This window comes from Paenibacillus sp. sgz302164 (genome assembly GCF_056120505.1).
In genome coordinates, this window is sequence record NZ_JBVYOL010000003.1 from 316973 (window position 1) to 330272 (window position 13300).

The 13300-nt window shown below is 46.2% G+C and carries 19 protein-coding genes; all 19 read right to left on the bottom strand.

All coding sequences use genetic code 11. The annotated features are described in order from the left end of the window. Nucleotides 1–13: 13 nt before the first annotated feature. The 19 genes from AC0LWT_RS07115 to AC0LWT_RS07205 all read right to left on the bottom strand — a co-directional run bounded on the left by AC0LWT_RS07115 (nt 14) and on the right by AC0LWT_RS07205 (nt 13286). Entirely contained in the window at nt 14–1450 is a 1437-nt protein-coding gene (locus tag AC0LWT_RS07115; RefSeq protein WP_474680527.1) for a phage protein, read from the bottom strand. Then, a complete protein-coding gene (locus AC0LWT_RS07120) occupies nt 1443–1787 on the bottom strand; it encodes a phage baseplate plug family protein (RefSeq protein ID WP_474680528.1) in 345 nt (114 codons plus the stop codon). Before AC0LWT_RS07120 ends, AC0LWT_RS07115 begins: the two co-directional genes overlap by 8 nt. Further along, nucleotides 1787–2389, bottom strand: coding sequence for a phage baseplate protein (locus AC0LWT_RS07125; protein WP_474680529.1), 603 nt, complete (start codon nt 2387–2389; stop codon nt 1787–1789). The genes AC0LWT_RS07120 and AC0LWT_RS07125 overlap by 1 nt, the downstream gene beginning before the upstream one ends. Continuing rightward, nucleotides 2389–4020 carry a hypothetical protein gene (locus AC0LWT_RS07130; protein WP_474680530.1) on the bottom strand — a complete coding sequence of 544 codons (1632 nt, stop codon included), beginning with the start codon at nt 4018–4020 and terminating at the stop codon, nt 2389–2391. The genes AC0LWT_RS07125 and AC0LWT_RS07130 overlap by 1 nt, the downstream gene beginning before the upstream one ends. A 172-nt stretch (nt 4021–4192) precedes the next feature. Beyond that, nucleotides 4193–4663 (bottom strand): phage tail assembly chaperone, encoded by a 471-nt coding sequence (locus AC0LWT_RS07135; RefSeq protein WP_474680531.1) that lies wholly within the window; start codon nt 4661–4663, stop codon nt 4193–4195. A gap of 8 nt (nt 4664–4671) precedes the next feature. Beyond that, nucleotides 4672–5109 (bottom strand): tail tube family protein, encoded by a 438-nt coding sequence (locus AC0LWT_RS07140; RefSeq protein WP_474680532.1) that lies wholly within the window; start codon nt 5107–5109, stop codon nt 4672–4674. A gap of 12 nt (nt 5110–5121) precedes the next feature. Next, nucleotides 5122–6228, bottom strand: coding sequence for a DUF3383 family protein (locus AC0LWT_RS07145; RefSeq protein ID WP_474680533.1), 1107 nt, complete (start codon nt 6226–6228; stop codon nt 5122–5124). A 5-nt stretch (nt 6229–6233) separates the two neighbouring features. Then, nucleotides 6234–6779, bottom strand: a complete 546-nt coding sequence (locus AC0LWT_RS07150) for a phage neck terminator protein (RefSeq protein WP_474680534.1) — start codon at nt 6777–6779, stop codon at nt 6234–6236. 1 nt (nt 6780) lies between these two features. Beyond that, complete coding sequence (locus AC0LWT_RS07155) at nt 6781–7155, bottom strand: hypothetical protein (RefSeq protein ID WP_474680535.1); 375 nt, start codon at nt 7153–7155, stop codon at nt 6781–6783. A gap of 2 nt (nt 7156–7157) precedes the next feature. Further along, a complete protein-coding gene (locus AC0LWT_RS07160; protein ID WP_474680536.1) occupies nt 7158–7745 on the bottom strand; it encodes a phage virion morphogenesis protein in 588 nt (195 codons plus the stop codon). Between the two features lie 15 nt (nt 7746–7760). Further along, nucleotides 7761–8093, bottom strand: coding sequence for a hypothetical protein (locus AC0LWT_RS07165; RefSeq protein WP_474680537.1), 333 nt, complete (start codon nt 8091–8093; stop codon nt 7761–7763). A 22-nt stretch (nt 8094–8115) separates the two neighbouring features. Continuing rightward, nucleotides 8116–8595 (bottom strand): DUF4054 domain-containing protein, encoded by a 480-nt coding sequence (locus tag AC0LWT_RS07170; protein ID WP_474680538.1) that lies wholly within the window; start codon nt 8593–8595, stop codon nt 8116–8118. Further along, nucleotides 8592–8975 (bottom strand): hypothetical protein, encoded by a 384-nt coding sequence (locus AC0LWT_RS07175; RefSeq protein ID WP_474680539.1) that lies wholly within the window; start codon nt 8973–8975, stop codon nt 8592–8594. Before AC0LWT_RS07175 ends, AC0LWT_RS07170 begins: the two co-directional genes overlap by 4 nt. A 15-nt stretch (nt 8976–8990) precedes the next feature. Next, nucleotides 8991–10013, bottom strand: a complete 1023-nt coding sequence (locus AC0LWT_RS07180) for a DUF2184 domain-containing protein (RefSeq protein WP_474680540.1) — start codon at nt 10011–10013, stop codon at nt 8991–8993. Nucleotides 10014–10028: 15 nt separating this feature from the next. Next, complete coding sequence (locus AC0LWT_RS07185; protein ID WP_474680541.1) at nt 10029–10544, bottom strand: structural cement protein Gp24; 516 nt, start codon at nt 10542–10544, stop codon at nt 10029–10031. A 19-nt stretch (nt 10545–10563) separates the two neighbouring features. After that, nucleotides 10564–11841, bottom strand: coding sequence for a DUF2213 domain-containing protein (locus AC0LWT_RS07190; protein WP_474680542.1), 1278 nt, complete (start codon nt 11839–11841; stop codon nt 10564–10566). Nucleotides 11842–11881: 40 nt separating this feature from the next. Further along, a complete protein-coding gene (locus tag AC0LWT_RS07195; RefSeq protein ID WP_474680543.1) occupies nt 11882–12085 on the bottom strand; it encodes a hypothetical protein in 204 nt (67 codons plus the stop codon). A gap of 249 nt (nt 12086–12334) precedes the next feature. Then, complete coding sequence (locus AC0LWT_RS07200; RefSeq protein WP_474680544.1) at nt 12335–12583, bottom strand: hypothetical protein; 249 nt, start codon at nt 12581–12583, stop codon at nt 12335–12337. Between the two features lie 550 nt (nt 12584–13133). Continuing rightward, nucleotides 13134–13286: a hypothetical protein gene (locus AC0LWT_RS07205; RefSeq protein ID WP_474680545.1), complete on the bottom strand. Its 153-nt coding sequence runs from the start codon at nt 13284–13286 to the stop codon at nt 13134–13136. Nucleotides 13287–13300: the final 14 nt, after the last annotated feature.

A 13300-nucleotide genomic window follows, 5' to 3' on the forward strand; every position in this document is an offset into this window, starting at 1 on the left:
AGTTCGTACCTCCTTAAAACGGATTTGCCGACGTTAGCGGCATCATGCTTGGAATGATTCCAGCTTGCGAAACAGTTGTACACTCTGTATACCAATCATCCCCGCGGGTATCTCCAGTATGTCTCATGCTAATGATTCGGTAGATTCCGTCAGAGTCTAAGTTTCGCTGTGCTTGTCCAATTTGATATACCTGGGCGCGAATCAGGCTATTGTCGATGTGGACGAGCGAATTCAGCTTTAGCCTCGGATTCAGTAAGCATTTGAACGTCACCCCTTGATCGGCCTGTGTTGGTGTCCCGATTAGCCCAGATTCAGGTGAAAGGTCAAATATTTCACCTTCCGGAAGATCGGTCATGCGAACGATGTTCACCCTTCCGTCCTCCATGTAGAATGCTGCTTCATTGGTTTGTGCTAACTGCCGAAGGTAATCCTTCGCCAAACCAAATACGACCTTCCCGCGGGTCAATTGCGCATCGCTAAGGCCATCTGAAATGTTTGCTATTTGTGTGGGAATGGCAGATTGATTCACAACGTTTTCAGCAATCGTTCTCGCCGTCTGTCCCTTTACGACTGAGAAATTGACAAATCCCTGATTAAGCGCCCTCTCGCCATCCAGTGAGTACAGCGACAGCCGGTATGTAACCCCATCCTCTTTGTCACGGATCGGCTGGACGATATCGCCGTCGAAGATCATCCCGTATTGTTCGCCTTCATATCCGGCTTCGACGACGATCCTATTCCCTTCCTGAATAATGGCATTTTCCGTTTCCGCTGAAAGGTTGTAAAGCACGACTTCAGAAGAATTCGGGGGCGTGTTCATCGCTTTACTGATCGAAAACTTGCAGCGAAGGTTTGAAACATCCAAAGCAATGCCATTAGAGTTGCTGACAATTATCCGGTACCTACGACCGTACAAAATGTTCCCGTATTTTTGGCTATTTGCTACAATTCCATAGTTGCTTTGTGGGATATCGACTGAACTTTGTCCGTTTGTTGTTTGTGTAGAATATGAAGTGGTTGTTGTCGTTGTAGGGCTACTACTGATCCCCTGATATTTCAGCCAAATGTTATAGCGCCGTTGATAATCGCTATCCGGGATAGCAGGTCCAACATATTGAAGCGAAAATTTCCTGAAATCTCTTCCTGCGGAATTCCATACCTGTTTGATTACATAGACCGCGGCTGCTGTTGCAAGGCCATCATTACCTAGAACAAGCTTTTGCTGATCCGAAAGTGAGGATGGCCATGTTACCCTGAACCGGTTCGCAGCATATTGGAAAGCATCCGTATGCCATTTCGGCCAAACCTGCCCGGGTCCGAGTGCATTCCCACTGTCTCCAAGTATATTCGTAAAGCTGGTTTCTGCATCGATCGTTGCAAGTACAATATTCAAATCAGCACCCTGCGTCTGTGCTTCGGAGATAGCTAGATTCTTGATATTCTCAGCCAATGGTATCACTCCAAGCCAAAACGTAATCTGTCCCTATATTGTTGAAGTCGGGGATGCCGTCAAATTCTTCACTTGTGGACAGAATCACTGCACTACCGATTCCCAAGTACGTATATTGGCGTAGTATATCCGCTGCCGGATATTCTCCCGAGACTATCGGAACAGCATCCAGTAACAGTTGACCTGTTTTTTGATTGGTAATGGACATGAACCAGTACCCACCGACTGAATTGTATGTGAACACAAAATATAGCGTGATATTTTTCGAATCAACCGGCAGAGTGCAAACTAAGCTTTGGTTCGATGAAGGGATGAGCGGAATGATTTTGGTTGCCACTATCCCCCACCTCCAAATGCTGATTTAAGAGCATCACCCAGATTCTTTGCCCCCATTTGGACTAGTAGGCTCTGGTTCGGGGCAGCCGGTTCCTGTGCTCCCCTATTTGCTGAATCCGTCACCGCAGGCCGCGAGCTTATTCTGACTGTTCTTACCTGTGCGACAAGTATCTCCTTGAGCGTCACAGTACAGCGTAAACCGTCATAGGTAGTTACATCATCCGGCGCTGATATTACTTCAACCAGCATGTTTTGGTAGAGGTCCAGTCGTGTATGGACTTGCATCGGAATCCGAAGAGCCTGTAGCTCCCGTAAAAGCCTGAAAGCTTGAACCGACCTTGAGTACCCCCCTGAAAATTGGCCGGGTACCAAGCTTGTAGCCACATTGGACATTCCCACTTCCATAATCAATTCCTTTGGTTGCAGGAAAGCATGATCAGATATTGCAGCGCCCGTCTGTACGGGATGTTCGGTGATCGTCAGTCGGCTCGTATGGGTCATTTTCAGGAATGCATCGAAAAACCACCCCCCGATGTTTGTTTTTGCATATACAAGTCCTTGTATCTCTGGTGCATTCAAATCCAGAATAGGAGAGTCTGCCATTATTTTATCAGCCCCCTTACACTGCGGATGATAGCAACATCGGTGAAATCATGAACAGCTGCAGCCGTCGCATTTGGATCGGAATTGCCGTATACATTGTTTGTTTGATTTACGGTTACATTTGTATTCTTGTTGGTTGTATTCGAACTTGGAGTATATACATAACCAGGTGTTTTTGAACTGAAATCAGCGCTGCCATACTTGGCGGCTAAGTCCGTCACCCAACCTCCAAATTTTGAAAGATTGTCGTTCTTTAGCCAGTCTGGAAGGTTGTTTTGCATCGATTTTGTCAACTTCACAATAGAATTGTACTGGCCTCCTACATCACCGGTAAATGTTGCTTTAATTCCCTCGATTGTAGCTTTGAGGTCTTTCAAAGATTGATCCAGCGACTTTATAGCACCGACAATTATGTTTGTAATAATGTCACCAATGCCTTGTAATGCCACTTGACTATCCTTGAACCCAAGAGATTCAAGCACAATACTAGCGATTGTGTTTCCCAAGTCAGTTGCCGCCTCACCAACTCCAATGAAACTCTCTTGCAAGCTATCGAAGGTTTTATCCTTTTCCAGTTCGTCAAACGCTTTGGAAATTGATTCCTTAATTACGCCCCCGATAATCGTCATTGATGCGGAGATATTTTTAGCCATGTTGACCAAATTTTCTCCGATCTTACTGTTTTGCACTTTTTCAGCGAATTCGTTGAATTTCTCAAGGGCAAACTGAAATCCTTCCGCGATCTTATGCGAAAATTCACTCACTTTTTCCCACATAGGGCCAAAAGCAGATTCGCCGCCATCAAGATAGGCATAGAAATCATCCAGTAGCAGAAGGAGTAAGGAGAACAAGCCAATCATTTTCCCAATTGGTCCAGCCATAAGAAATACGCCAAGTGCAGATATTGCACCGCCTATCAGTTTCATGTTTGCTGGAATCTTCTCTCCAATATCACTGAAAATTTTTATTACATCCTTCCCGGCCCTGACCAACGTAATCCCGAGCCGTGCAAACCATGCCATGATCTTTGCTACAGATTTCGTCCAGTTCGGCATGTTCTTTACAATGGTTGCGTTTATGTCGCCAAGTTTCTTCTTCACATCACCCAACGGACCACTCATGTACTTAATGAAGTAGTAACCGATCCATTGCATGGCGTATGTGGCTTCGAGTTTCATTTTGGTAAATTCAAGCCGGATGGATCGTATCTCTTTCATCTGCTCGCCAAATTCAGCAGGTGGCTTCATATTGTTTATTGATTGGCGAAGTTCCTGAAAGTTCCTCATCAGTTCAGGGCTGAGATACAAATCTTGCAGCGTGACTCCCATCGCGCTCAGGGTGTTGTTGAACGCTGCAGCCTGATCCTTGGTAGTCCATAACTGCCGCGCCAGCTTTTCATTTGCGAGGTCTGCTTGGGCAAGTCCATCCAGAAACTTTGCAATAGCAACGTTAGCGCCGACAACAAAGGAGGTTACAGCAGCGCCAGCCATTGCAAATTGGGTTACCGCTCCGCTGGCAAACTTAGCAACGCCTTGTCCTACAGAGTCAATAGCTTTTTTTGCATCGCCGTAAGATTGATTATCTACAGCGAATCCAAGAGCAACCAAGTACTCTTTAATAGTATCAATCACTGTGCGTCCCTCCTTTTTGCGGCTTGTTCGGCTCTTGATCTATTTTCGAAATTAACGGCCATCATTTCATGTGCGTCAAGCAAATCATCCAGCGTGAACACATCTTCTACAATGTCACGATGATTCCAAAATCCACACATCACGGGTGCATACAGGAATTCGTTTACGTTTTCTAACCTTGCCGGGATGAAGTCAAGAGGTTGCCCAGAATTGTACTCAACCCGGCTCCTTGAAAAACGGGAGAAATATTGAAAATCAATGCATGCGCTGTCAGCGCAAGAACCGTAATTGTATCCTCTTCCAAGTCCATTACGCCAAATGTTCCGTTGTCATTCAAAACTGCTGTAAAACCTGCCGGGAGGGATTCATAGCATACCTTCAAGCATTTGTCTTGAACGTAGGAAAAATCATTTTCGGATAGCTTCCCGAGTTCTTCAATTATGCCGAAAATATCAAAGCTATTTACGTCCACATCTTCCGGGCTTTTAATATCTTTAAACTTCTTTACATCAATCCCCCTAAAGAGGGGAGCAAGCAGTGCCGCAACCTTGATCAACATAAACGCGCCATCACGGGCGGCGAATTTTTTGATCCTAAACTTTCGCCCATTTACTTCGACATCTTTGTATTTTTCAGTAGCCATACGCCCTCCTATAGTGCTGTTTGTTGAATATCTGCCGCCATGAGTTGCCAGCTGATCTGCTGACCTTGTGCCTGATAGGGCTTATCTGGAAGCTTTTGAAAGCTTACGCCTGTAGAAGTCGTTATCTCTCCCATTGTTGGCGCAATAATCGAAATGGTCATGTTCGCCCACTCAGATACAGGAGCAAATTCCAAATAGTTGTAGGCTTTAGTAAGCCATTTATTCAAAGACGATGATTGCTGAATTTGTATAGTGTGACTGCCGTTTCTCCCTTTTATTTTTGAAATCATTACTGATCCGTCCGCCGCAACGTCATGAGCAGTTCGATCTTGTGACATTGTAGTCGTAATAGAGCCAATACCAGAGCCAGTAGCGACAAACCGACCTATAGACGGATGGGAAATGACAGCTACCACATCTTCAAAACCGTATGATGAATATCCCACTTACTTTCCCTCCTATCTATTCACGATGACGCCGATAACGACATGCTCAATTGCGCCCGCGAGTTTCACGGCAACATAAATCGGAGGCGATTTTCTTGCGTCCCGATCAGCTTGGGATTGGTTGGCGATTCTATCCGCCAGAACCAGATACCCTGTAGAAAGAGTATCGCCTGTTTGGAGGCCCAACACGGGCGCAGCATTCCAAATTCCCGGGGCCAGTATCCCGCGATTCCTTGCATCTTCACAAGGCGCTGTGATTGCGCTGACCAAAACTGCTACACCATCATTCGTTTGTGGGATTTTGGCAGAACCTTTCAGCGCGTTCATTACGGCCGTTTGAATAGAATTTGTAAGTACATCAAGGTTCAGTACCTCGTCGAAGTGAACACCGTCCGCCACTGTCCCTTGAACGAGCAAATCATACTTGGCCCCATAGTTCGTATATACATTTCCGTTGTTCGCGAGAATTGTATTGACCTGGGCGGTTGTCAAAGCCTCTGGAGTAACCCCAACTTCGGTTTTGTACGCCAACGTAAACGCCGAATTTGCCAACCCCGTATTTGCTCCCATTGCATACCCCATAGCAGCGACGGCAGCATGTGGGGATGTGCTATATTGCCCAAAGGACCGGTGCCGGGAAGCCAGCTTCAGCGTTTCCAATACATTTCCGGCTGTGCCCACGGGTACGTCAGTATCCGCGGTCGTGTAGAAGAATGCGGATAACGGCGTCATTGCATCTACCGCGCTCGAAACGGCAATAATATCGGATTTTGCTGCTCCGCAAATATAGCAGGCATACCAATCATTGTTGGACGCTCTACAAGCCGCTACAGCCTGCACAGCAGTTTCGGAACCTGTACCATCCCATCGCCCGATAATCACGTTTGACGGCCTTGGAGATTGGCTGAAATAGATCGTCGCTGCTGCATATTCTGGTTCTGTGCCTGCCCAGCCATCGGAGCGCATATCCTCAATACCGCTATACAGTACTGTTCTTTCCGTCGGCGTGATGACCGTCGATTTACCGATGATCAAACCAAGATTGAACCCGCTGTTCGCTACGGCCAGCGGCGAAACTGTCACTGTCACATTCACGATACTGTTCAGTGATTGAGTCAAGTTGTTCACCCCTTCACAATTTTTACCTCGGCGCTTTCGATATACGGGATATCGCTTTGCCGGACTACTTTTTCATTGAACCGCGCAAAAAAGGATGTTCTCTCCCACCATTCGCCATTGTAAAGTTCAGGCGTTCGGATAGGCATAGAAACATCCGTGACAAGGAACACATTGTTTTTCGCCAATTCTTCCGCTATTTCTGAGCGAAAGAGGCAGCTTCTGATCAAATCAGCATCATTGAAACTGCTGGGTCCATAAAACACCCAATTTATTGCCAGTACCCGGGTGTATGAAAGACCGCGACGCACTATGCCCGATGTGGATTCTCCATATCCAACTTCCACCTGCTGCGTAATTGTGTCATCACTGAAGTTGACCATGATGAAAACTACATCCTCGTTTCTTTTCCAGGATGGAGCGCCATCCGTAGGCCAAGCAATCCGAACTCGGTTTTGGCTTGTTGGTGCGTCAGGGTTTAAACCTAAGCCCTTTATTGTGACATTAAAAAATAACCTGTTAATTTGTTTGATATCCAAAATTGTATCGGTCAATTCAATCTCCCGCCATTCTTACGCCGAAGGCTTTGTAATAACCGAATTCAACCCAAGGAAGAACCGAAAGAATTCTATAGCGATCACCACGCCAGAGAATTTCATCGGATGTGCCGGGATTAGGCTCACTTTCTGCTCTTGTGATATAAATCTGTTGTGTTGAATGAAAACACATCATCCCAGTTACCCTATCGCCTTCTGGTACCTGTTCAAGTGATTTGGCACTTGCTACTGTAACAGTACCCGATAATTTAATAACCGTTTCAGAAGGTTTCCACTCCCCGTATTCCCATATGCCGGTCTTTCGATATACAGTGAATCCATTTGGTTGAGCAAAGTTGCGGCTTGTCACTACCCGCGAAACATTCACTCTCATGATTAGCTGCCCTCCTTGACGACGTAGGTAATTGCCTTCCTCAGTTCACCTTTGTCAATCAATGGCCTATCGCTGCCCTTTTTGGCAATCGTTGCTGGTGAGTTTTCAGGCCATCCATTAGCCGGGTTCGTGAACCATCCTCGCGCTACATTTTGCCCCATCATCCCGAGCTTTTGAAGCTCAGCATCGGGGTCCTTTCCATCCAGCAGCGTCGTGATTACTTTGCGCATCTGCTTCGCAAGCGGTTCTTTGTTGTGCTCAATCGCCGGTTCCAGTACAGGACGCGGAGGAGAACGCCAAAGTGGAGAACCATGCGTTTGAATGAAAAGCTGGTATGCCTTGCTGTATGTCATTTCTCCACTCTCGACCTTCGGATTCATTTCATCGCGCATTGCCTTCTGCCTTATCCCGTGAGTATGGATATACAAAAGTTCGGCATTGGTAATTTGTCCGGTTCCGGTATCTCCTGCCCTGCTCTCGCCTTCTGGGATGCCGACGAATACCTGTTTCCCGGCCAATTCTTTCAGCATCTTCCCGAATTCTTCGGTCTTGTCCACGCTATTAAGAACCTTGACAAATCCTTTGAACATGATCTTGTACCGTTGCTAAATGCCTAGAAGTCTATTGATTTTCCCAAGACATTTCGTTATGTCTTTTGAAACATCAAGTTTCACGACGGATTCGACTTCAATAAGCAGTTTTACATACCTTTCAAGTTCTTCGATTGTAGGTTCAATTCCGGATGTGTGAGAAGAAGAATTTGCGGGGGAAACATTTCTACTTTCCGGAAATACGTTAAAATTCTCCCCCATATTTAGTTTCCCATGATCAATTTTCACATCGCCATTACCACTGATCTCAACGAATCCTTCTCGTCCTTCAAACTTAATACGAACACTCCCGAGAAATCCGAGAACAACATCAAATTCTTTATACATCCGGTTCTCATCCTCCGATTATTTAATAGACATACATGCCGCCCAGCCCCATCAGCTTTCCCATCGTTGCGAACTGCTGTCCGTAGATCGTCAATTTCCACGCTGCCCAGCCACCCAAGTCCTGAGCTATTGCATTGTAATCCATGCTGACAGATACGCCGTCAACGGCCTCGGATGTATTCAAACCAGCAGATTGCCCGGCAGCAATAGCCGCCGCTGCGCCGCCGTCAGGATCAGCCGCGCCCAAAAGGTGAAGTGTACAGAAATGGGCAATAAACCATCCCATTGCCACCTTCCACGCCGCGTGCCAGCGTGCTTCCTTTATTGAGGCATTAGCAAGATCGATATACATTTGAATGATATGGGCAGGTAAATTTTCCTTACCTGCGGAGTCCGGCCCGAACTGCGGATATACGGCAAGGAAGTCCGCCAACAGAAAAGGGGGATTGTCTCCAAATCTTAAATTGGAGGCTCCCCCTATAATTCCATTAGCTTCGATCATTCAGTATTAGCCGCCCGTTGTTTACGTGTCGAAGTGGTTTCGGTCCCAGTTGTTTGAATTGGGTCGTTGCTGGCATCATCCGCATCCGCAGCTTTTTCTTTTTCGGAAGCTGCAGCTTTCAGTTGTTCCAATTCCGCGCGTGCTGCTTCCAATTCTGCTCGAAGTTTGTCTGTTTCTTCGCTGTTCTGGTTTCCTGCGATGGAAACAGCAGGCGCAGATTCGATGATGCTGACCGTTCCATCGCTTGAGGCCAGCTTAAACATGCTAGAATTGAGTACCCAATCCGGCACAACAGCAATATCCTTATTTGTTACAACGACCGGCTGTTCTTGTCCGTTCGGGTCATCGAATTGTAGTGTTCTTTTTGATAAAATTCGCATTCGTAGTATCCTCCCTTAAATCCCGTCACAATAGCGGGCGCATTGTGTATACAGGAACTTAACTTGTCCCAATTGAGCAGCATACGCCGTCATATATGCAAGCTCAGTTACTTGTGGCTGTGTCATGATGCGGCTCAATGGCACCGGCAAATCAAAATTTACGCGGTTATCATTGTTTACGTAAGCAATCATCCGGTCTGTACCGCCAACGCCGGCACCTGTGCACCAACGAGAAGGCCCAATGAACAAGTCAATGCCCTGATTTCTGCCGATGTTGTTTTCAAGCAAGAATTTCAGGATGGAATCCGTACCAGCTGCGCTCACTTTCCGACCAGTCAAGTATGCGTATTGTACAGGCGGGATCAAGATATGGTTCGACATACCTGTCAAATCGTATTCGGAAGCGGCCCATGTATCATTGATGATGCGGTTTACGTCGTCAAGGATCTCGTCCGGAGTTTTCAAGTTCCATGTGGAAGAACCGCCAGCACCAGCGGGTGCCGATGTAGCTACCAGATCAGGATTGTTTACAAGGCCATAAATACCGATGCCTGGAATACCCACATAAACGATATTGTCAATGGACTTGTTATAGTTTAGGCGAATACCATTGTCCAGGATATCATCTAAGCTGCGGCCGATATTTTGAAGCTTTGCCTGATCGACAAACGGAATTTTCATGATGTTGGAGAACGTGAAGACCTTCCATACATCTTTGGTTGCGTTAGCCTGCATGATTGGAATATCGTTCGTCTCGCCGCCGATGATTCCATTTCCACCAGAAGCCCCGCCGGTTGTTGCGTATTCAATGAACGAATTGGATGTGAAGTCTACCCAACCGCCGCCAGTCTTCGAAACGATATCTCGTGCCCAAGTAACAGATTGAAGAGGCTCATAAAGCTTCGGATCGCGTTTTTCTAGCTCGGCAGTAAGAAAAGCCATACCTCCTCCAAGCGCTGCGTCACTCATATACATGGGTGCGCCCAAGCCCATAGGGGTAAACAAATTATTGCTTGCATTGGTCATAAATGTTGTCATTAGTTGGTGTCCTCCTTACGGCTGATTCCGTGTAAGCAGCGTTACTTCTGCTACGCGGTTCGCGTCCATTTTTCCGGTTTTCCATTTAGCGTTGGTTAGAAGGATTGTATTTGTGCCATCCGCAGCGGCTTCAAACCCACCAATGACACCGGCCGGGATAGTAGCATTGGCTGCAATTCGGATGTATACCGAACCGGCTGCGCTAGGCGTTCCCACTTTGCAAATTACGGTGATTGTGCCTCGCTCCGCTACGTCACATGGCTGACCTGGTTTGTACTCACCCGCATTTGTTAAGTAATCGGTGCTTTGCTTGACTTCGCGGACTGCAATACCGGCAAATGTTGCTGCCGTTCCGCTTGCACCGAATTTCGAATATGTGTTATCCCCATTAAGCACAACTGGATCACCAAAAGTGATGCTTGTTGTGTCAGAAGGACGTACAAATCGATTTGCAATGATGGCATCAACACTCCGCGAGATATTTCCGGCATAGCCGAGATTCAATTCTTTTCCAATTACACTTCCTGGCATATTTGTTCACCTTCCCTTATTAGGCTTTTTCTTTTGGCATATAGTGTGGATTGCGTTTTGCAGCAATGTCCCTACCGAGTTGAGAGTGATCGACTTTTTGCGGCTGCTGGCGTGTATCTGCTGCCTGCTTCTTAGGGCTTTTGCTAATTTCGGCGTATGTGTTTCTTGGTGCTTTGCTCTTTACCATTGCAAGAGCTTTATCCGCAACCTTTTTCCTTGCTGCTGGATCCGGGATATCAGCAATAAGGGATTTAACTTCTTTTAGAAAGCGAAGATTGAACGAATTATCCCCGGTGATCGCAGGTTTCGGACGATCCTCCGGCGCTGTAACAGGCCCTTCTTCGTCCATTGCCTCGGCTGGGATAGTGTGGGACTCTTCCTCGTCCGAATCCTCCGTTTTGCCGGCCAGTTCTTCGATTGCTGCGTCAATGGCCTCGTCAGCGCTTGGTGGTTGTTGCTTTGCTTGCATAATGGCCGAAACCATTTCTGTGAGTTTGCTCACCTGCTCCGCCAAAGCTTGAATTGCCGGGTCCTGATCTTTACCTTCTTCCCTTGGGTCAACAGGTGGTAATTCGTCGGCGGCTGCTCTTTCTTCGGCCAATGTTTCTACTGCGTCCATGATTGCGTCAGGATCGGCATCAGCAGCGAATTGTTTCAGCCCTACCGCAGCCAGAAGCCGGGTGAAATTAACCGGGTTTTTCTTTGGTACCGTAATTTTTTTGGACATTCTCTGTTCTCCTTTCGATTCTTCCGTATTGTTGTTTACGGATTCGTCCTTTACAGCAACACGGGAACCAGCGCGGCCATTTTCTACAACAGCCACGTGGTTCCCGATAATTTTGCGTTGGACGTAGTTCCCTTGTTCGTCCATTTCATATTCACATTCATAGCCGCAGGATATTTCTCGCTTACGACCGCTTTCGATATCATCAATCAAGCGCGGGTCCTTCACGACCAAATCGGCAATAAGCAAATCTGCCTCATCGCCGGTTCCTCGTCGAACGTTCATTGCGACGCCCTTGTCATAAGATCGATTGTTCCCGACTTCAACAACCTCCGGGGGATGATCGTCTGTAACGCTTTTCCCTTGAAATGAAGCAATGGCCGCATCGCTAAATACTTCATCAGGATCCCGATATACTTTGACTATTTGATCGCCTTCAAGCCCTATCTCTCGGGCAAGGTATTCATACCAGCCTGAACGGGCTATAGGGGCATTCAAACATATCAAGTATCCTTCAGGGCTTTTGGACATATTCGGTGAAATCTTGCTGCCATAAAACGCTCGTACTCTCATTTTTCTGAATCACCTCCTTTCGAGGTTAGATATCATTTGTTCACCATGGAAATTTGAAAGGAGACCCACCGGAGAAAGGTGCAATTTCTTTAAATAGTGGGTTTTCTTTTAACAGTGGGTTTGCCTTCACTTGTGACCGAAGCACAGTTGGATTAATCGCATTTTTCAGTTGCATTAGTTCCGCGACCGTTTCAGCTTCATAGATCAATGTCTTTCCATCAATGATTTCAGTAAATTTGAGCATTTTTTATGTCTCCTTTATCCAGTCTGGTAATGATTCTCTATGAAAGAAATCGCGGAATTGTACGCCTAATTTAATCTTGTTGTAATCATTTGCTAATTCGTGTATAACTTTCTTCAGCATAATGTAATCTTCGTTTTTCTCGAGAGAACCTGCCTCACATTCAAAATTACAAGTTTCTATATTTTCGAATAATATATCAATGTTCATTAATACATCACGATCCTTTCAGGAAATAAAAAAAGAAGCCCATTATGTGGAATCCCTATCAAGCTGCATATGAGTCTCGTTTAATCTATTAACCCGTCTCAATACAGCTTCATCCTTACTGATTGCCGAAAAACATGCCCCAATACAACGACCATCAAATCCGGGATGTGCTTCCAACGCCGTGCGCCAAAACGACAATTCCGATTTTACTCGTTCTTCAAATGCATCCCATTCTGCCCCCATATCATCCATTCCCCTTTTCAGGCATAAAAAAGAAGCCTTCTTCTTCATCGTTCGTCGAAGGGCTTCTTCTGGTTAAGTGCGTTCAATCATTAATCCCAACTACCACCGCCACTATCGGACGAACCACTATCCGAACTGCTGGACCAACTGGAATCCGATGAGCTAGATGAACCACAGCCATGACTATGATTGTGGTTATGTGATCCACTATCATGATGATGATTTCGATGATGATTGTCGTTATCACATCGTGAAGGGGTCGGTTCTGGAACTGTTACGTACATTGGTTCATATACCGTTTCTGTTCGGTGATATGCGTGAGTGCGACTTACGGAAGCGCTGCGCATTGATGGAATGTAATCACTTGCCGACCTTTGTTTCGGAGAAGGCTTTGGAAGTAAAATGAAACCTTTTCCGTCGCACATCACACATACCGTACGAAATCCTATGATTCGGCCTACCTTACCTTTACCACTGCAATTTTCACATTCTCTACTAAACTTATCATTCATCCTTATCAGTTCTCCTTGTTTTGGTCACGGTATGTGGCTGGGCATTAATCCATCGCCTCACATAATTGCTTCAAACCGATTTGTTGCTACTCTTCCTGTTGTTCCAACCAATCACGAGTAAGCAGCATTTCTGCATATTTAAGCATTGCAGCCATGTCGAAGTGTGATATCTCGTCTTCATTTGAAACTTCTATATTGCCGCTAATAACATCAAGTTCGATTACGATACGCTTTTTCACCGTGTCACCTCAAC

Bases quoted from the DNA above. Each gene is read 5' to 3' on its own strand.
- AC0LWT_RS07125 (WP_474680529.1), bottom strand. From the start codon at position 2,389: ATGGCAGACTCTCCTATTCTGGATTTGAATGCACCAGAGATACAAGGA.
- AC0LWT_RS07135 (WP_474680531.1), bottom strand. From the start codon at position 4,663: ATGGCTACTGAAAAATACAAAGATGTCGAAGTAAATGGGCGAAAGTTT.
- AC0LWT_RS07155 (WP_474680535.1), bottom strand. From the start codon at position 7,155: ATGAGAGTGAATGTTTCGCGGGTAGTGACAAGCCGCAACTTTGCTCAA.
- AC0LWT_RS07160 (WP_474680536.1), bottom strand. From the start codon at position 7,745: ATGTTCAAAGGATTTGTCAAGGTTCTTAATAGCGTGGACAAGACCGAA.
- AC0LWT_RS07165 (WP_474680537.1), bottom strand. From the start codon at position 8,093: ATGTATAAAGAATTTGATGTTGTTCTCGGATTTCTCGGGAGTGTTCGT.
- AC0LWT_RS07170 (WP_474680538.1), bottom strand. From the start codon at position 8,595: ATGATCGAAGCTAATGGAATTATAGGGGGAGCCTCCAATTTAAGATTT.
- AC0LWT_RS07175 (WP_474680539.1), bottom strand. From the start codon at position 8,975: ATGCGAATTTTATCAAAAAGAACACTACAATTCGATGACCCGAACGGA.
- AC0LWT_RS07180 (WP_474680540.1), bottom strand. From the start codon at position 10,013: ATGACAACATTTATGACCAATGCAAGCAATAATTTGTTTACCCCTATG.
- AC0LWT_RS07185 (WP_474680541.1), bottom strand. From the start codon at position 10,544: ATGCCAGGAAGTGTAATTGGAAAAGAATTGAATCTCGGCTATGCCGGA.
- AC0LWT_RS07190 (WP_474680542.1), bottom strand. From the start codon at position 11,841: ATGAGAGTACGAGCGTTTTATGGCAGCAAGATTTCACCGAATATGTCC.
- AC0LWT_RS07195 (WP_474680543.1), bottom strand. From the start codon at position 12,085: ATGCTCAAATTTACTGAAATCATTGATGGAAAGACATTGATCTATGAA.
- AC0LWT_RS07200 (WP_474680544.1), bottom strand. From the start codon at position 12,583: ATGAAGAAGAAGGCTTCTTTTTTATGCCTGAAAAGGGGAATGGATGAT.